The organism is Anabaena catenula FACHB-362, from assembly GCF_014698735.1.
GTDB classification, from domain to species: Bacteria; Cyanobacteriota; Cyanobacteriia; order Cyanobacteriales; family Nostocaceae; genus Anabaena; species Anabaena variabilis_A.
On sequence record NZ_JACJTQ010000012.1, the window covers coordinates 35,465 to 54,611 of the forward strand.

The window sequence follows — 19,147 nt, forward strand, 5'->3', positions numbered from 1 at the left end:
GCCAAGCTGTGCTATTAATAACTGTAGAGGCAGAGCCTCTGTGATAGTATTCCCAGTCAGAGACTGGGAACAAGATAATTCACGAATTAAGAATTACGCGCTACCCAATCATTACTATTGGGCTAACATACTGCTCTAACGTATTGCTGTCGGGATTTGTATCTACCTCTAAGGGACTTTCCGCACCATCTATTTGCACTCGCACTAAATATTGTCCCCCTTTAACTTCGTAGATGGGAAATATCACCTCATTTGTCTCTTCACTACGAGACTTGGCAATAAAGATATATGATGCCGGATTTGATGCGCGTTCGTTTAAAAACATTAAAACTCGTTGGGCAGTACCAACGATTAAATCAACTTCCACTCTGAGTTGGGCTGTATAAAATCCATCGCGGTTGTCTTCTAGTTCTTGTACTTCTATTTCCATCAATGTCGGACACAACACGAAAGGCATGACATTAGAACCAATTGCTAGTTCTGGTTCAAATCGCAATCTTTTGGGAATTGTATGTAATATTTGTAAGCTTTGTACCCCGGCTCTGAGGTAACGGACTTGTTCTGTTGGTAAAGCAGATAACTCTAAACGGATTTCGTTTTCACTAATCTTTGATGGTGCGAGTTTGGCATCACCAATTCTAATTTGAATGCGATCGCGCAGCGCCTGGGGAACTGATTCCCGCATTGTTTGTCTAGAAGATTCCCGTAATGAAGCCGAATCAGTATCACCGTCTAAATGCTGACCACGAATAATAATATTACTACTAGTTAAAATTGGTTGATTAGCCCCAGTTTCTGACGCTACTTGCAAAATTTGCGGCTGGTTGGGAGTTGTGTAAAATTCCACCCGCCGGACTGGTAAGGCTCTACCACTGGTTTTGTTACCTTCTATTAATACGGCACTACCCTGACAAGCAAAAGATAAGGCATAGGGAGTCTGGAATAATACTGACCAGATTTTTGATAATTCTTCGATATCCATCATGCTGGGAAGAATAGTCACTCGTTCCACTTGTTGCTCTAGGGTGGAATCTGCCAAATAACTATAAGTCGGGTTATTGACTGTCTCTCGAATCATTTCTGGTGTGATGATCGGATAGTCAACAATAGTACGCACAGTGCTACCTAGTAGGCGTTGTGGTTCCAACTCAACTTCATTACCATAAAAGCTCATTAAATAATAGAGGTCTAATCCAGCTTGTGCGTGTTTGATTAATTCTCCTTTTGGACGACGGCTGCGTAAATCATGATTTCGCCAAGCCGGATTGGGGGTAGCTTGGTACAAAAAAATATTTACTCCCACCTCTGGGGTTTTACTTCCCGAAGTTTCTGGACGAACTGTAGTGACTCTTGCTCCGGGTACATCTACTTGGATGGTAGACTGTATAATCCTGCGTAAAGTTGCGGTTACAGTGGCGATCGCTAGGTAATTACTCATAATCTTTGGCGTTGATGGCTATTTTGTTAATTGGTAATTTTCTGGCACGAAATCGGTAATAAAAATTTACAACCATGATTTCTGGTCACGTCTTACCTAACTAGCAACTGACTCTGTTAGGACTTACGCATAAGTCACGGAATAACTAACCGCAGAGAACACAGAGGAAAGGTCGGAGTAAGAATTTGGAAGAGTTTTTGCGTAAGTCCTATCTGTATATAGATTTCCAAAAATTGGACTCATGCAGATAAAAAATAATTTTTCCTGAGCAACTGCATAAGTAAAATTCACCAACATCTATTACCACTTAAGTAGTAATAGTCTAACTAGTGGAAGATGTCAAAAATATCTAGAAATTATACCCAGACTGAGGTCTTGAGGTTTTCTCCTCCTACCTTGTTCCACTGGTGAGACATTTAACTCGGAAATAAAGCAACTTAGATTTTGGGTGTGTCTATGTATTACACCAATAAGATGCCATCCGTACTACCTGGATAATTCCATTTAAGGACGACCATAATATGGGCAGACTTGATTACTTTGCTCCTGGTGTATACGTCGAAGAGGTTGACCGTGGTAGTCGCCCCATAGAAGGGGTGCAAACCAATATTGGCGCATTTATTGGTTTTTCCGAAGCAATACGCAATGGTGCTGAAATCGGTAAGCCGATGTTGGTTACTACCTGGGATCAGTATCTAGAATATTTTGCTAGGGAAAATTCCGATGGTTATACAGACTTTGACGCTTATTTACCTTTTGCCGTCAACGGCTGGTTTTTAAATGGGGGCGCTCGCTGTTGGGTGGTTAGTATTGGTACGCAACTACCAAAACCAGCCGAAGAAACTACTCAACCCAGTCCTGACTCTACTGCACTGACCCTCAAAACTTCTGGAAAGCGCCAATCTTTGCAATTTAGCCTCAAACCAGAAGAAGCACAACAGGGTGCAGTCAATGTAGAAATTCTCCCAGGAGAGCCGAAAACCAACACACCGTCTGACCCCAATGCTCCAGTCCCAGTACCTGCGGAGTTTTTCACACTCAGAGTCAAGCGGGATGGAGAACAACTAGAAAGGTTTGACAATCTCACCATGAACCGCGAGGTTCAGGAAGAGATAGGAACCTATGCAGTAACAGCGCTGCAAGAGTCACAGTATGTTAATGTGGTTGACCTCACACAAACAGGACTCCCCCTAGTCCGTCGTCCTTTAGATGGGCAATTTGAGGTCAGTCCTCCTCCTATATTACCTACCCAAGAAAATTTGGCGCGGTATGTACAAGGCGATCGCAATGACCGCAAAGGAATTCAAGGGCTATTTGAGATTGATGAAGTGACCATTATTGCCTGTCCTGACTTGATGCGAGCCTATCAAGCTGAACTGCTAGATCAAGATCAAGTCCACGGCATTATGGAATTGATGGTTGGTTTGTGCGAAAACTCAACGCCAAATCCACCCAACCGCATGGTAGTTTTAGATGCACCACCAGATAAAGTCAAACCCCAGCACGTCAGCAGCTGGTTACTGAATGACTTTCAACGTCGCTCCATGTTCGCGGCTTTGTACTATCCCTGGCTGAAAGTTGCCAATCCCCGCAAAAACGGTAAACCAATTTTTGTCCCTCCCTGTGGTCACATGATGGGCGTGTGGTCACGCACCGATGAAACCAGAGGTGTATACAAAGCACCAGCTAACGAAACTCCTCGCGGTGTCATCGGTTTAGCTTATGACTGTAACTTCCGCGAACAAGAATTATTGAACCCCCAAGGCATTAATTGTATCCGTACCTTCCCCGGTAGAGGAATCAAAATCTGGGGTGCAAGAACTTTAGTAGAACCAGAAAAAACAGAATGGCGCTATATCAGCGTTCGTCGTTTGATGAGCTATATCGAAAAATCTATCGAATTAGGTACTCAGTGGGTTGTATTCGAGCCAAACGATCAAGACTTATGGGCAAGAGTGCGGCGCACCATCAGTAACTTTTTAGAACGACTGTGGAGGGAAGGTGCATTATTCGGAGGCACACCCGAACAAGCATTTTATGTCAAATGTGACGAAACAATTAACACACCTGAAACCATGATTTTGGGTCGGTTGTATGTGGAAGTTGGTGTTTGTCCCGTCCGACCAGCAGAATTTGTCATTTTCCGTATTAGTCAATGGACTGGTCAAGAAGACGAATAAAACCATTCATCCTGAATATTCTCATTAGTTACTATTAACCCCAATAGCTAGTCATCTAGTTAAATTTGGTAATGGCAATTAAGAATATGCAAGATGTGAATTTAGTAATTATAGGAATCATATTTAATTTTTGAAAAAATAGGTAAGGTGGGCATTGTCCACCATATCTATGTTTTCTTTGGCATTGCCTACGCCACTGTAAGGTTTCAGAAATGATTTATGATTCCTAGAGTGATTTTTCATTAAAAATTACTAAATAATTGATCATCAATGGCAAATGTGCAGCTAAAATAATGAAACTTTAAAAATTATGACAAAACCAGAAACGTAAAAACTTCAATCATCAGGTTTTTCCAAATCCAATAAACAGTAATTAGGAGTTAAATCGTGGCGACATCAACAGATGAATTATTAGTCAGTTGTAGGTTTTACTTTGAGGCTGATGGTCTGGTAGATAAGCAAATCCTAGAAGTTTCAGGTTTAAGTGCAGAAAATCCAGCCGCAGGAGGTGACAAAGTATTGGGTTCAGGCAAAAATGCTGTTAATTTACGTCAGGCCGCTCCCACTCGTGTCAAATTTACTCCAGTTGTGATCAAGGTTGTAGCAACTACTAATACAGACCTTTATAAGTGGTATGAAAACTGCAACAAAAATGAAGGTGGTCAATCGCAATGGACATCCAATCGTAAAGCAGCTTCAGTAACTGTATATGACCAAGCTGGAGCAATGAAAGCACGTTGGGAATTGCAGAATGCTTATCCCACAAAATATGAAGGACCCAAACTAGAAGCAAGCTCCAATGATGTAGCTAATGAAACTATTACCCTAGTTCACGAAGATATCAAGCGAGTGCAGTAATAGTCAAAGTGAGGAGTTAAAAATTCTCAAAAACTCCTCATTTTTTAGCCTTAACTTCTATCTTTAAAGCGGAGTTTCGATGTCAAACCTAATACAAAAATTTCCAGAACTTCTCACAAATTCACGTTTTTATATAGAACTCAAACTTGATGGTAGTTCAGAACCAGTCGATGCTTACTTTTTGGAATGTAAAGGGTTAAAAAATACCCAAGATGTCATAGAAATTTGTGAAGTAACACCTTTGCGTTGGGGAAAAGCAAAATCAGGTCAAATGGTGAGAACTAAAGTTCCTGGCAATTTTAAAGCGAATAATATTACCCTCCGTCGGGGTATGACTAAATCCAAAACTTTGTGGAAGTGGTTTGAAGAAGTTCAAAAGGGAAATTGGGCTAAACAACTTCGTGATGGTTCTTTGAGTATTTATAATCAGTCTGGAGAAGCAGAAGCAAAATTTCAATTTCGAGGTGCTTGGCCAGTTAGTTATATGGCTTCTGATTTACTATCTAATAGTACCGAAATAGAAATAGAAGAAATGGAAATAGCTGTAGAAATGTTCAGACGGGAAAACTAAAAAAAGTAAATTCTTATGTTGCAAACAGAGTTTGAGTTTCGTTTACCTAAAGGATATCTGGATGAAGATGGCAATTTACACCGCATAGGAGTAATGCGTTTAGCCAAAGCAATGGACGAAATTGTGCCACTACGTGACCCCCGTGTTCAGTCAAATCCTGCCTATTCTACTGTGATTATTCTTTCTCGCGTAATTACTTGTTTAGGAGCTTTAGAAGAGGTTACACCTATGATAATTGAAGGACTTTTTGCTGCTGATCTCAACTATCTATATCATTTTTATCGTCATATTAATGAATTAGATCAAGATGAAAAAACCATCTTAACTACTAGAACATCCGAATCATTAGAATCAGACAGTTAATTTTGGCTTTTGTGGTTGTCAATTAAATAAACATATATTAAGTAGTTCTATCATATCAAACCGCTAGAACGTCAAGTATGTATTCAGCAATAACAACCAAAAATGATTTTAGAATCAAGAATATCTGGGAAATAAAATTAATGAAACTCAATGATTTAGTTAACTCAATTAATTCCAAAGTAAGAGAAGTTGCTAATTTTATTCGCTACCCTTTAGAAAATGTTTCTCGAATCATGCGGCAAAAGATTCAGGGAGAGTATAGTAAAATTGAGATTCCTTTTATGGGTCAAGAACATGATCAAAAAAAGCAATTTGTTGAAGAGATTAAAGTCCAATGTTCTGCCAAAAATAATAGAGAAAGCAGTCTGACAGTTAGAGATAATTATGTATCTAATGGAGCATTAGCTCAAAAAGTAGATTTGCTATTACCACCAAAATCAACAAATAGAATTGAAATTCTACCTCTAAAAAGAAATGATGAAATTCGAGGACGTAGAGGCAGGTATAGAGTTAATAGTAATAGTATAATTAAAACTTTAGATAGAGCGCGTCTGTATGAAGGTATTCAAATTACAAATAATAAACAAATTTTAATTAAAGAATATCTACTACCTGAAGCAGATTTTAATCTCAAAGAAGCGAGAAAGTGTAAAGAAGAATTTGAAGAATTGGCGAGTGTAAATCTCAAAAAAATTGGAGGACAGGATTTCCGGTTAATAATTCCTTGGGATGCTATCGCACCTAGAGATGAAAGACGCTGTTATCTCATTACTGAACCGATTGAAAATAGTATAACCCTGAGAGAATATCTAGAACAAACAAATCGTCCGATGATTTCTCTACAGGTGCGAGAATTATTAAAACAGGTACTACAAACTCTGTGGTTTATCCACAACCAAAAAATCCGTTTACCTAATGGTGAAGTCCGTTATGGTTTACCTCATGGAAATCTTTCGCTTGATAGTATATTCATTGTCCAAACTGAAGAAAAATCCCTAGTTGAAACCCCGCAATTTTTTATCTATTTAGGTGATTTAGCTCTTTGGGAAGATTTGTTTAAACCGCGTAATTTACCACCTGTTAATCATTCAGTCACCAAAGATTTAAATGACTTGGGATATCTTAGTTTTTATTTATTATTAGGAGGGAATAAAGACCCTTTATTTGGACAAGCATTTAATCCTAAAAATGAACAACATTGGTCAACAGTAGATGATATTTATCTCAAAATTTTTATTCAGTCTCTTTTAGGTATTAATTCTCCTTTTGCTAATGCGGAGCAAGCCCGTCAATCTCTTTTAGCAGCGCCATTTTTCCAAAAATCAAGTGTTCCAAAAACCCAAATAGAAATAGAAGAAACTCAAAAAAAATTCGCTCAAATATTTAATTACAAAATTTTTAAGATTGGTATAATTAGCTGCGCTGTTGGTTTGATAAGTTTTTTATTAATACAGGCATTTATAAATAAATCCTCTATGGAAAAATCGACTATTTCAAATGCAAGTTCTCCCCAAACAAAAAAGATAAAAGATGTAGATATAAAAGGTATTCCACCTTATAAATTTAGATATACCGCATCAAAATCAGAAGGGACATGGGATTCAATAATATATGATGTGAGTAGAAGTAAGCGTACTAGCCTAGTATCTTTTGGTAAAACATTTGAACAAGAGCTTCAGGAACGTGGTATGACATTAAATCTGACTTATCAGACTGTTGCAGCTATTGATAACAATACTTTTACTATGTTGAAAAACAAACAAACTGATTTTTTAATAATAAATTTAGTAAATAATTTTGACAAAAAACTTCAGCAGAATGAATTTAGTTATTCAAAAATTGCTTATGATGGCATAGTAATATTTGTACCCTTTAGCGATTCACAAAGAAACGAAAGTATTTCTGAAGGTTTGAAGGGAAAGATTACCTTTGCTCAATTGCGTAAACTCTATACTCGTCAAATAACTTCCTGGAAACAACTAGATAGGAGATTACCGGATTTAAAAATAACGCTGTATATACCAAATGAAGAAGAAGTAATTGATCGATTTAAAGCAGCAGTATTCAAGGATTATCCCGAAGAATTGAACCGTTTCCGAGACTTAATTGCGACAGGAGAAATTATCAAACAAGACACAAGAAAAACACTAGGGAAACAAATATTAGGTGAGTTTGAAAATGAAGATAAGGCTGGAATTGGCTTTGGACTTTTAAGCAAAGTTTTTGGTCAATGCTCAGTTTATCCTCTAAGTTTAGGTCAACCCGGTAAAGAAATACAAACATTAATTCAAAATAATGGCCATGACATAAACCCAAAAACTGATTTATGTAATGACAAGGGAAGTTATCGGCCAAACATTGATGTTTTTGAGAAAAATAAATATCCTCTAGGATATGAAATTACAGTGATTTATCCCAAACCTCCTGAAACTTCTACAGTTATACCAGTGGGTGAAAAATTTGCCGAAATTTTACTAACTGATGAGGGACAATATTTAATACGTGAAGCTGGCTTAGTACCGATTGTTAAAAAAAATTAGGAATTTAAATTTTTAGCTATTATGAATGAACAATCATCAATTTCTCAGTTAGCAAATAAAGCCTTACAAGACAGATTCATTATCCAAAAATTGAGTGATAAAGTTTATGAATTAATGCTACAGGATTTAAGACTACAACGAGATCGGTCTCAAAATTATCAGGTGTAATTGTCATGGTAAGAAATAATAGCACAAATTACGAACTAAATTACGTTACAGCCAATCGTTTTTATGTGGAAATGCAGAGTAGTATTACTGCTTCATTTAGCGAATGCACTGGTATAGGTTTAACAATTAAGAAAGAGGTTTTTTCTGAAGGTGGTGTTAATGAACAACAAAGAGTAATTTTAGGACAACCCCAATTTTCAGATGTCACACTCAAAAGAGGTATAACAGATGATTTAGCATTTTGGGAGTGGATCAGTAATGTCAAAATTAAACGTCGCAATGTTAATATTCTATTATTCAATCAAGCCGGAGAAACTATGCAGTGTTGGACACTAGTAGCGGCTGTTCCTATTGGTTGGAAAGCGCCAGCATTACAAGCTTCTTCCACTACAGTAGCTATTGAAGAATTGACTCTAGCATACGAAGGATTAAAAATTACAAAAAGTGGTGGTGGTGGTGCTTTAAACCTCTCTAAACGCCATACATCAGGATATTTTATTAACTAATATTACTATTCATAAATAGCTAGTTTTTACTGGTTCTAATCAGGGTTAAATTTTATTATCATTTCCCCTTTAATCAGGGAAGAATTATGACTCCCAAACCACTTGGAATTCAAAACTATTCACTGACTCCTCCGACACTTGGACAGAAATTTCAATTACTCAAACCACAGCTTCCGTTGGGACACAACTTGAGGAAAACAGAATTTTTGTCACCACTAGTTCAAACTCAACCAGAACCTTTCAGTTTTAACGAAACCACAGAATTAGAATGGTCAAGATTTTCTGATGTACCAAGCGCAGATTCTACTACAAATAAAGTTGAAACTTCGCCTACACTTCCAACTTCTACATCAGCAAGTATAGATGTAGATGAAATTGCTGTTCAGCCGAAATTACCAACTCAACCGCAAACTGAAATACCTGCGAGTACAGTAGATGAAATCGCTGTTCAACCGAAATTACAACCGCAAACTGAAATACCTGCGAGTACAGTAGATGAAATCGCTGTTCAACCGAAATTATCAACTCAAACTGAAATACCTGCGAGTACAGTAGATGAAATTGCTGTTCAGCCGAAATTACCAACTCAACCGCAAACTGAAATACCTGCGAGTACAGTAGATGAAATTGCTGTTCAACCAAAATTACAACCTCAACCGGAAATACCTACAAATACAGTAAATGAAATTGCGATTCAACCGCAGTTACTAACTCAACCGCAACCGGAAATACCTACAAATACAGTAAATGAAATTGCGATTCAACCGCAGTTACTAACTCAACCGCAACCGGAAATACATACAAATACAGTAGATAAAATTGCTGTTCAACCAAAATTACAACCTCAACCAGAAATATCTACAAATAAAGTAGATGAAATTGCTGTTCAACCAAAATTACAACCACAACCGGAAATACCTACAAATACAGTAAATGAAATTGCGGTTCAACCGCAGTTACTAACTCAACCGGAAATACATACAAATACAGTAGATAAAATTGCGGTTCAACCAAAATTACAACCACAACCGGAAATATCTACAAATACAGTAGATGAAATTGCTGTTCAACCAAAATTACAACCGCAACTGGAAATATCGACAAATAAAGTAGATGAAATTGCTGTTCAACCAAAATTACAACCACAACCGGAAATATCTACAAATACAGTAGATGAAATTGCTGTTCAACCAAAATTACAACCACAACCGGAAATACCTACAAATACAGTAAATGAAATTGCGGTTCAACCAAAATTACAACCTCAACCAGAAATACCTACAAATACAGTAAATGAAATTGCGGTTCAACCGCAGTTACTAACTCAACCGCAACCGGAAATATCTACAAATACAGTAAATGAAAATGCTGTTCAACCGCAGTTACCAACTCAACCGCAAACGGAAATACCTACAAATAAAGTAGATGAAATTGCTGTTCAACCAAAATTACAACCACAACCGGAAATATCTACAAATACAGTAGATGAAAATGCTGTTCAACCGCAGTTACCAACTCAACCGCAAACGGAAATATCTACAAATACAGTAGATGAAATTGCTGTTCAACCAAAATTACAACCACAACCGGAAATATCTACAAATACAGTAGATGAAATTGCTGTTCAACCAAAATTACAACCTCAACCAGAAATACCTACAAATACAGTAAATGAAATTGCGGTTCAACCGCAGTTACTAACTCAACCGGAAATACCTACAAATAAAGTAGATGAAATTGCTGTTCAACCGCAGTTACTAACTCAACCGGAAATATCTACAAATACAGTAGATGAAATTGCTGTTCAACCAAAATTACAACCGCAACTGGAAATATCGACAAATACAGTAGATGAAATTACGGTTCAACCGCAGTTACTAACTCAACCGGAAATACCTACAAATACAGTAGATGAAATTGCTGTTCAACCAAAATTACAACCACAACCGGAAATACCTACAAATACAGTAAATGAAATTGCGGTTCAACCGCAGTTACTAACTCAACCGCAACCGGAAATATCTATAAATAAAGTAGATGAAATTGCTGTTCAACCAAAATTACAACCTCAACCAGAAATACCTACAAATACAGTAGATGAAATTGCGGTTCAACCAAAATTACAACCACAACCGGAAATATCTACAAATACAGTAGATGAAAATGCTGTTCAACCGCAGTTACTAACTCAACCGCAACCGGAAATATCTACAAATACAGTAGATGAAATTGCGATTCAACCGCAGTTACTAACTCAACCGCAACCGGAAATACATACAAATACAGTAGATGAAAATGCTGTTCAACCAAAATTACAACCACAACCGGAAATATCTACAAATACAGTAGATGAAAATGCTGTTCAACCGCAGTTACCAACTCAACCGCAACCGGAAATATCTACAAATACAGTAGATGAAAATGCTGTTCAACCGCAGTTACCAACTCAACCGCAAACGGAAATATCTACAAATACAGTAAATGAAAATGCTGTTCAACCAAAATTATCAACTCAACCACAAACGGAAATACCTGCGAGTACAGTAGATGAAATTGCGATTCAACCAAAATTATCAACTCAACCACAAACGGAAATACCTGCGAGTACAGTAGATGAAATTGCGATTCAACCAAAATTACCAACTCAACCGCAACCAGAAATACCTGCGAGTACAGTAGATGAAATTGCGGTTCAGCTAAAATTATCAACTCAAACTGAAATACCCACAAGTACAGTAGATGAAATTGCGGTTCAGCTAAAATTATCAACTCAACCGCAACCAAAAATATCTACAAGTACAGTAGATGAAATTTTTGTTCAACCGCAGTTAGAAAATAAAAATATCTCTACTATCAAATCCTTGGGTCAATTATTACCATTAGTAAAAAAATCAGATTTTCTAGTTTCTCGATTGGTAAATGACTTTTTAGACAAGCCTAATAATTTTCCTGATAAATCACCAAAAAACACTGATATTGCTTCCCCAATACAATTATTAAAAAATGAAAATTTACTACAAAATGATAAACTTAACGAACAAACTAACAATTCCAATTTTCATGAAGATATAACAGAATCATGGTCTAGTATTGATGATTTACTGAGTTTAACTTCTAATCAAAATAATATTCCTTCTCCCTCTCTCCAATCCTCAGATTTTAATAATAATTTTCTAGCAAAAGATAGCCTAAAATCCAAAAATATTGATCCTCATGCAGACAAATCATTCCGTAGTGAATCGGTTGAAAAAATTGATAATAATGCTGGTCATAATTCCAATACAGAACCTAATAATATATCATTAAATTCTCCAGAATTAATAGATAAAAATAGCACAAAATCAGCAGATACTAGTGAAATTAAAGAAGACGAATCAAAAAATGAATCTCTCGTATCTATTGAACAGCCTCAATCTACTAGCTCATCAAATTTTGCTATTAACGATGAAAATTTAGAAACTTTAGCTCACTATATTTATACAATACTAAAACAAAAATTACAACTAGAACAAGAAAGACAAGGAAACAAACTTATGGGAAACCCGCTTTGGATGAGCAATTTTACTTCAAGTCATGGAACTTATGCTAAATATAACTTAACTTCTCATACGGCTAATTCTGAAGTTGGGAAAGTAGGTACATTAGAAAAAATGAATGAAGTAGCTCTTCTCGATAATAGATTACAAACTCTTAGCAATGAAGTCTATATAATGATCAAAAGGCGCTTTGAAATAGAGCGAGAACTACAGGGTAATTACTACGCTGGACGCATTAATTGGTAAGAAAAAGCTACTGAATTTAAATCTTTCACACGAAAAAAAATATGTCATTACCAACATCAACCAAATCAAGTAATTTACAAAAAGCTAAGTTGATCTCAAAAGATGGAGTATCACCAATTAATTTTATGTTCAATCCCAGTGAGTTATGTTTCAATGGAATTGTTGAAACCGCTGAAAATTCTGGTGCGCGTACTCAGAGCAAAGGACAACCGAAAGTTAGTTTTTCTCATACAAAAGCTTACAAAATTACCATTAATAAAATCATATATGACACCTATGAAAGTGGAGAAGATGTTGTTCGTAAATATATTCAACCACTTAAAAAAGCTCTTGAATTTGTTAGTGGGTTAGAACGACCACCTATTTACAGTTTTACTTGGGGAAGTACAGAATACTTACGGCGTTGTTTTGTAGAAAAACTAGACTACAAATTAACTATGTTTTTACCTGATGGAACTCCAGTCCGCGCCATTATTGACAGCTTAACTCTCAAAGAAGCTGATGAAGAGCAACCAAATGCTCCTGTCTCTGCTCAATCTCCTAATGCTGCAACTAGACAAACTGATACTCCAGCTAATCGTCAAGGAGCAAATAAGCAAGCTAATGGAGGACAAGGTTCTCAAAATAAAGGTTCTAAAGCTAAAACTTCTCAAAATAAGGGTGCTAAAGGTAAAAGTACAAAAAAACGATGATATTTACAGTTTTGCTAATGTTATAAACACTTTTGCAGATTTTTTAAAAAACACAAAAAAATATTTGGAGTTTTGCATTAATTATGGCTACTTATCGTGCTTTACCAACATTAACTATAGATGGTGCAAATGCTCCTGACAAATTGATGGATGATATTCTTCAGATTTCTATAGAAGAAAGTCTTCATCGTCCAGGGATGTTTACTTTAGTAATTCAAAATGATTACTATCCAGGTCATCAAGAAGATCAAGTTTGGCGTTATAAGGATTTATTACAAATTGGTAAATCTATCAAGATTGGATTTAAGTCTAGTACCACAGAATCCGTAGATTATAGTGATGAACAACCAGGAGATATTATAGAGGGAGAAATTACAGCTATTGATACTCATTTTACCGATAAATCTCAAGCTCCTATCATAGTTCAAGGTTATGATGTTTCCCATCGCTTACATCGTGGCCGTTATAACCGTTCTTTTGTGGAAATGACTGATAGTGATATTGTCAGAAAAATTATTCAACAAGTAGGCATAAAACCTGGCACTATTGATCCTAGTGGTGTTGTTCATAAGTATGTTTTTCAAGAGAACCAAACTAATATGGAATTTTTGCGGGAAAGAGCCGCACGCATTGGTTTTGAAATGTATATTAAAAACGGTCAACTTTTCTTCTGTAAACCTAAAGCTGATTCTCAAGAATTAAATCTTCAATGGTTAGTAGATTTACATAGTTTTCGGATCAGAATCACCAGTGCAGAACAGGTGAAAGAAGTTGAAGTTAGAGGTTGGGATTACACTACAAAAAAATCAATTGTATCTACAGCAAAAACTGCAAAAGTTATTACTAATACCAAAAATGGCAAGGGTAGTGATACAAGTAATAAGTTTAAAGGAAAACCACCAACACCAAAAATGATAGTGGTGGATCAACCAGTTTTTAATACTAAAGAAGCAGATGCAATGGCGCAAGCTTTGTGTGATGAACTGGGAGGACAATTTATCTATGCTGATGCTAAAGCTGAGGGTGATACTTTAATTCGTCCTGGAAAAACTGTTAACCTGACAGAAATGGGACAACATGATGGTAAATACTACATTACTGAAACTCGTCATACTTACCACGACCGTATTTACAGCACAGAATTTAGTGTGCGGGGTTTGCGGGGAGGAGACTTGCTGAGTACCCTTGCACCTCAAACAAAATTACAACCAGGACAAACACTTTTAGTCGGTATTGTTACTGATAATTTAGACCCCGACGGCTTAGGTCGAGTCAAAGTCAAGTTTCCTACACTTAACGAAAAAGAGGATAGTAACTGGGCGAGAGTAGTTGCTTTGGGGGCGGGGAAATCTCGCGGAATGTATTGGCTTCCAGAAATAAATGATGAGGTGTTAGTAGCATTTGAACACGGAGATATTCACCGTCCCTATATTATTGGTGGTGTTTGGAATGGGAAAGATCCTACCCCTAGAAAAATAAATGAAACAGTTGTTAAGGGTCTAGTACGTATCCGGGAAGAAAAAACCCGTCATGGTCACAAAGTCACATTTGTTGATGAAGATGGTAAAGAAAAGCGGGGATACTATATCAAGACTGCTGGTGGACACTCTCTACACTTTAACGACACGCAAAAATTTATTGAGTTAAAAACTATTGGAGGCCATAAAATCCGTCTGGATGATAAAAAGAAGAGTATAGAAATTATTACATCTGGACGACAGAAAATATCGATAAATGACAGGGATGGTAGCATCAGTATAAATGCGAGGACTAGAATTAATAATAATGCTGCTACTTCGATTAGTTCTACTGCAAGTTCTATTAACACTAACGCAACCGCAAATTTAAATATGACATCTGGTGCTATGACTGGAATAAAAGCTGGTGGTGCTATTGATATTAGTGCTGGTGGTGCAATTAGTATCAAGGCCGCTGGTAATATTTCCCTCACGGCTCCTACTATTACACTTACTGGCTTAGTGCTGCGGAATGGTTTACCTATTTAAACAACTGCATAAGTTGAATTTAAGTAAGAATTCAGGAGTCAGAATGTCTGATCAAACCGTAGATTATCAAATGGTGATTTGTGGCGTAATCATTAAAAAGCTGACTGCTCAATACTAATAGCTGAACGCTTACGAATTTAATTGCAGTTATTAAGAAGGTAAAAAGTTGTTAATCTTTGGAAACATCAATTGAAAATTAATTGCTATGCTTGACGAAAGTTATAACTTACAAGAACCTGACTATATTGGTGCAGGATTTGGTTTTCCCTTACGAGTCAATGTCCAGGGAGGAGTCCAACTCAGCGCGGCTACATCAAATATTGAAGAGTCTATTATGATCATTCTCCGCACAGATTTAGGGGAACGGGTATATCGACCTAATTTCGGTTCGCGCTTGTCTGATTTAGTCTTTGAGCCATTAAGTACCCAAACTTTATTATTAATTCGTCGCTACGTTGAAGAAGCTTTACAAATGTGGGAACCACGCATCATTTTAAAAGAAGTACGTGCTGATCCCGATCCCATCAGGGGCAAAGTCGATGTGGTAATAGAATATCAACCCAAAAATAGTTCCGATCCTCGTAGTTTGGTATATCCCTTTTATTTAGAATCACGGGAATCAGTAGAAGAAATAGAGGAATAGAAACAAAAAATCGTGAGAATAATTAACAAATTACTGAACTAAAAATGGACTTTGACTTTTTACCTAAACTACCAAAATCAAATCTTGATGACCGTACTTTTAAGGATTTAGTAGAAGAGTGTATTCTCCGCATTCCTCGTTACTGTCCTGAGTGGACAAATCACAATCCTAGTGATCCAGGAATTACGTTGATTGAAATGTTTGCTTGGTTGACAGATCAAATGTTGCTGAGATTCAATCAAGTTCCCCGTCGCAATTATGTGACTTTCTTGGAATTGCTGGGAATTCGTCTGAATCCTCCCACACCTGCTAGATGTGAACTGATATTTTACTTATCTATATCTCAGTCGTCTGATGTGAGGATACCTTTTGCTACTGAAGTAGCCACAGTACGGACAGAAACTGAAGAAGCAGTTATTTTTACTACTGACCGTGAATTAGTGATTGGTAATCCCCAAATCAAACATTTACTAACAGCAGATATAGAAGAAGAAATACCTCAACAATTGCGCGATCGCACTCCCGATGATAGACAATGGCAGAACTTAGAAGAAACATTCCTCTTTGAGCAAGTCACACCTGGTAACTGTTTCTATCTCATATTGGCAGACCCAGAAAACTCCATAGCCGGAAATGTCATTGCTATCACCTTCAAAGGAGAAGCTGCGATTACTACCGGCATTAACCCCGATGCTCCCCCCCGTCAGTGGGAAGCGTGGAATGGAATTAATTGGCAGCCAATTCTGCGAGTTAAAGATGATGATCAAACTAAAGGTTTTAGTTTTAGCGATATTTCCGATCCATTAGAAGGCGCAGATGTAATTTTACATTTACCTCAGCAATTACCAGAAACGGATTTTGGCACTAACTATAGAGGTAATTGGATACGCTGCATTTACACTGCTCCTAACGAAACTCAACCCAGCTATAGTCGTTCTCCCAGCATAGTTGGTTTGGCTGCAAGTAGCATTGGCGGTGCGGTTGATGCTACCCAATGTATCCGGGTAGAAAATGAATTTCTGGGGATTAGTAATGGCAAACCAGGTCAGTCATTTGAATTGCAAAGCCAACTTAGTTTAGAGCGAGTCCGAGAACAAGGAGAGTACATTCAGATCACAACAGTAGAGGGAGGAATCGAAGATTGGATAGAAGTTCCTAACTTTGGTGGATCTCGTCCTGAAGACCAACATTACACCATTGATTCTCAAACGGGGATAGTCCAATTTGGCCCCCTAGTTCGAGAACCAAGCCAACTGCAACAAGCTACACAGCAAAGAAGTCAAGTGCAATCAGTCGGGAGAATTATCAGACGCGAAAATGTAGATACACGCAATTTCGCCTATATTCAACCACAAGCTACTACTAGCGGTGGTAACGTCGTTTTGGAAAGACAGTATGGTAAAGTTCCTCCATTAGGGTCAGAAATTTACATCATGGCATACCGCACAGGAGGAGGTAGTTGGGGTAACGTCCAAGCGGGGAAAATTACAGTCATTAAAAGTTCTATTCCCTATGTGAAAAGCGTGATCAATTATCAGCCGGCTCGTGGTGGTACTGATGCAGAATCTTTAGATGAAGCGGTGATTAGAGTGCCGGAATTACTGCGTACCCGTGAATCTGCCGTTACTCCAGAAGATTTTGAGCGCGTAGCAAAAGCAGCAGCTAATAGAGGTGTGGCTCGTGTTCATGCTCTGACTAAACCTGAACATACTACAGCCGGGATCGTGCGGTTATTGGTTGTACCGAAAAAAGTCGATGTTGATAACTTTGATTTTGATCGGGGGATGCACCCTGATGAATATTTTGATTTGTCTAATCAACTGAAAACAGAAATTTTGGACTACATGAGCGATCGCAAACCTTTGGGTGTACAAGTAAAATTAGAAGCACCAGAATATGTGGGCGTAAGTGTAGAAACTGAAGTAATTTTAGAACCACAGTACAATAACCCACGGGATCAAGAAGCCATCCGTTCTCAATTACTATCAGCCTTGTACAGCTTTTTAAATCCACTCATCGGCGGACTTGAACATCAAGGTTGGGAATTAGGTAGGTGTGTCTATCCTTCAGATATTTTTGCTATCTGTCGTCAAATTCCTGGAGTGCGTTATCTCGGAGCCGTAAAATTATACAGTTTGCGTAAATTTGGCGGCGACTGGTTTCGCGCAGACATCCCAGAACTAGAAATTGATCCAGGATCTTTGGGACTGATTTGTTCTTGGGACGATCAAAATCCTCAACTAGCATCAGGCCACATCATTGAATTTAGAGATTAAGTTGGGGCAGAATTAAGAAAGTATGAGTCAAGCAATTTCCCGTGAAATTTTAGCGATATCGTTGACTTCTATGCAACCTCCACAAGAGGCTGCATCAAACAGCTTAACACTCAAAGATAGTAAAACTGACGAACCAATTAATAACGAACTGCTGCTCCGACCTGGAGAAGTTGGTCAAATGTTGCTGAGGCTGGTAAATGTGGCAAATCGTCCACTACGATGGCAACTTAGAATTGCGGGTGATTTTCCCTATGAATGGTGTGAATGGAATCAACCAGATTTTGAAGAAATTGCGCCTAACCAAAAAATTGAAAGAGAGATCGCCTTCAAGGTTACAGAGGACTTTTTTGAAAATCAGTTAATCTTAAATCCAGAAAACCCACTACTACAAATTAATTACCAGAGTCAAATTTATATTTATATAGATGAAGGTAGAGAACCACAACTCATACAATATCGAATCTTTAACCTTTTAGTCCGTCCCAGTCATACCTACCTGGATTTCTTACCTGCACTCTATAGAGAAGTAGACTTCATCGGGCGATTTGTCAGCATTTTAGAGCAAGCTTTTGACCCCGCAGTCCAAACTCTCGATACACTTTGGGCATATCTAGACCCGATCACAGCCCCCAACGCCTTACTTCCCTTTCTCGCACATTGGGTAGGCTGGGAAATGGATAGCCGTTGGGATATAGAAAGACAACGGCATCTCATCCGCAATGCGATCGTCCTTTACCGTTGGCATGGTACTCGGTATGGTTTGCGTTTGTACCTGCATCTTTATACAGGCTTACCTTTAGAGCAAATTCAGATTAGAGAAATTTTTGAGCAAGGTTTTGTCCTGGGGTCAACACATATAGGTGAAGACTCAATGCTGGGAGGCGGTCGTCCCTATCATTTCATTGTAGAAATATATCTGGAACAGTCCACAGAAATTGATGAAGAATTAGTTAGAGACATTATTGAACGTCAAAAACCTGCTTTTTGTACGTATGACCTAGAGATCAGGAACTTGTGAACTCAAAGAGCAAAAAATTTTGGGGGTTCATTTGCCGCATTGCTGTAGCATTTATTTGCGGTAGCAGGCATTGTAACACCGATAGGATGTTGAACATGGGCGAATT

General features: G+C 37.6%; 14 protein-coding genes. 13 read left to right on the plus strand and 1 reads right to left on the minus strand.

Features of this window, described 5'->3' with window-relative positions:
• Positions 1–100: 100 nt before the first annotated feature.
• On the minus strand, positions 101–1,438 hold the full coding sequence (locus H6G68_RS10075) for a Pvc16 family protein (RefSeq protein WP_190906521.1): 1,338 nt from the start codon (positions 1,436–1,438) through the stop codon (positions 101–103).
• Between the two features lie 521 nt (positions 1,439–1,959).
• Between H6G68_RS10075 and H6G68_RS10080 the strand changes: the two genes are divergently transcribed.
• From H6G68_RS10080 to H6G68_RS10140, 13 genes are all read left to right on the plus strand, one after another.
• Positions 1,960–3,618: a phage tail sheath family protein gene (locus tag H6G68_RS10080; RefSeq protein ID WP_190906522.1), complete on the plus strand. Its 1,659-nt coding sequence runs from the start codon at positions 1,960–1,962 to the stop codon at positions 3,616–3,618.
• Between the two features lie 387 nt (positions 3,619–4,005).
• A complete protein-coding gene (locus H6G68_RS10085) occupies positions 4,006–4,476 on the plus strand; it encodes a phage tail protein (protein ID WP_190906523.1) in 471 nt (156 codons plus the stop codon).
• Positions 4,477–4,555: 79 nt separating this feature from the next.
• Positions 4,556–5,047, plus strand: a complete 492-nt coding sequence (locus H6G68_RS10090; protein ID WP_190906524.1) for a phage tail protein — start codon at positions 4,556–4,558, stop codon at positions 5,045–5,047.
• Positions 5,048–5,062: 15 nt separating this feature from the next.
• Positions 5,063–5,410 (plus strand): hypothetical protein, encoded by a 348-nt coding sequence (locus H6G68_RS10095; RefSeq protein WP_190906525.1) that lies wholly within the window; start codon positions 5,063–5,065, stop codon positions 5,408–5,410.
• A gap of 140 nt (positions 5,411–5,550) precedes the next feature.
• Positions 5,551–7,950: a substrate-binding domain-containing protein gene (locus H6G68_RS10100; RefSeq protein ID WP_190906526.1), complete on the plus strand. Its 2,400-nt coding sequence runs from the start codon at positions 5,551–5,553 to the stop codon at positions 7,948–7,950.
• Positions 7,951–7,971: 21 nt separating this feature from the next.
• Positions 7,972–8,118, plus strand: coding sequence for a hypothetical protein (locus H6G68_RS10105; protein WP_190906527.1), 147 nt, complete (start codon positions 7,972–7,974; stop codon positions 8,116–8,118).
• 5 nt (positions 8,119–8,123) lie between these two features.
• Entirely contained in the window at positions 8,124–8,624 is a 501-nt protein-coding gene (locus tag H6G68_RS10110; protein WP_190906528.1) for a phage tail protein, read from the plus strand.
• Positions 8,625–8,710: 86 nt separating this feature from the next.
• Positions 8,711–12,406 (plus strand): hypothetical protein, encoded by a 3,696-nt coding sequence (locus tag H6G68_RS10115; RefSeq protein WP_190906529.1) that lies wholly within the window; start codon positions 8,711–8,713, stop codon positions 12,404–12,406.
• A gap of 41 nt (positions 12,407–12,447) precedes the next feature.
• Positions 12,448–13,098, plus strand: a complete 651-nt coding sequence (locus tag H6G68_RS10120) for a CIS tube protein (RefSeq protein WP_190906530.1) — start codon at positions 12,448–12,450, stop codon at positions 13,096–13,098.
• Between the two features lie 83 nt (positions 13,099–13,181).
• Positions 13,182–15,104 carry a VgrG-related protein gene (locus tag H6G68_RS10125; RefSeq protein WP_190906531.1) on the plus strand — a complete coding sequence of 641 codons (1,923 nt, stop codon included), beginning with the start codon at positions 13,182–13,184 and terminating at the stop codon, positions 15,102–15,104.
• 205 nt (positions 15,105–15,309) lie between these two features.
• Positions 15,310–15,747, plus strand: a complete 438-nt coding sequence (locus H6G68_RS10130; protein WP_190906532.1) for a GPW/gp25 family protein — start codon at positions 15,310–15,312, stop codon at positions 15,745–15,747.
• A gap of 44 nt (positions 15,748–15,791) precedes the next feature.
• Positions 15,792–18,023 (plus strand): putative baseplate assembly protein, encoded by a 2,232-nt coding sequence (locus H6G68_RS10135; protein ID WP_190906533.1) that lies wholly within the window; start codon positions 15,792–15,794, stop codon positions 18,021–18,023.
• Positions 18,024–18,045: 22 nt separating this feature from the next.
• Positions 18,046–19,041 (plus strand): phage tail protein, encoded by a 996-nt coding sequence (locus H6G68_RS10140; RefSeq protein ID WP_190906534.1) that lies wholly within the window; start codon positions 18,046–18,048, stop codon positions 19,039–19,041.
• Positions 19,042–19,147 lie beyond the last annotated feature (106 nt).

Excerpts from the sequence above, each read along its gene's own strand:
- H6G68_RS10120 (WP_190906530.1), top strand. The coding sequence starts at position 12,448 with ATGTCATTACCAACATCAACCAAATCAAGTAATTTACAAAAAGCTAAG.
- H6G68_RS10125 (WP_190906531.1), top strand. The coding sequence starts at position 13,182 with ATGGCTACTTATCGTGCTTTACCAACATTAACTATAGATGGTGCAAAT.
- H6G68_RS10130 (WP_190906532.1), top strand. The coding sequence starts at position 15,310 with ATGCTTGACGAAAGTTATAACTTACAAGAACCTGACTATATTGGTGCA.
- H6G68_RS10135 (WP_190906533.1), top strand. The coding sequence starts at position 15,792 with ATGGACTTTGACTTTTTACCTAAACTACCAAAATCAAATCTTGATGAC.
- H6G68_RS10080 (WP_190906522.1), top strand. The coding sequence starts at position 1,960 with ATGGGCAGACTTGATTACTTTGCTCCTGGTGTATACGTCGAAGAGGTT.
- H6G68_RS10105 (WP_190906527.1), top strand. The coding sequence starts at position 7,972 with ATGAATGAACAATCATCAATTTCTCAGTTAGCAAATAAAGCCTTACAA.
- H6G68_RS10110 (WP_190906528.1), top strand. The coding sequence starts at position 8,124 with ATGGTAAGAAATAATAGCACAAATTACGAACTAAATTACGTTACAGCC.
- H6G68_RS10115 (WP_190906529.1), top strand. The coding sequence starts at position 8,711 with ATGACTCCCAAACCACTTGGAATTCAAAACTATTCACTGACTCCTCCG.
- H6G68_RS10140 (WP_190906534.1), top strand. The coding sequence starts at position 18,046 with ATGAGTCAAGCAATTTCCCGTGAAATTTTAGCGATATCGTTGACTTCT.
- H6G68_RS10100 (WP_190906526.1), top strand. The coding sequence starts at position 5,551 with ATGAAACTCAATGATTTAGTTAACTCAATTAATTCCAAAGTAAGAGAA.
- H6G68_RS10075 (WP_190906521.1), bottom strand. The coding sequence starts at position 1,438 with ATGAGTAATTACCTAGCGATCGCCACTGTAACCGCAACTTTACGCAGG.
- H6G68_RS10090 (WP_190906524.1), top strand. The coding sequence starts at position 4,556 with ATGTCAAACCTAATACAAAAATTTCCAGAACTTCTCACAAATTCACGT.
- H6G68_RS10095 (WP_190906525.1), top strand. The coding sequence starts at position 5,063 with ATGTTGCAAACAGAGTTTGAGTTTCGTTTACCTAAAGGATATCTGGAT.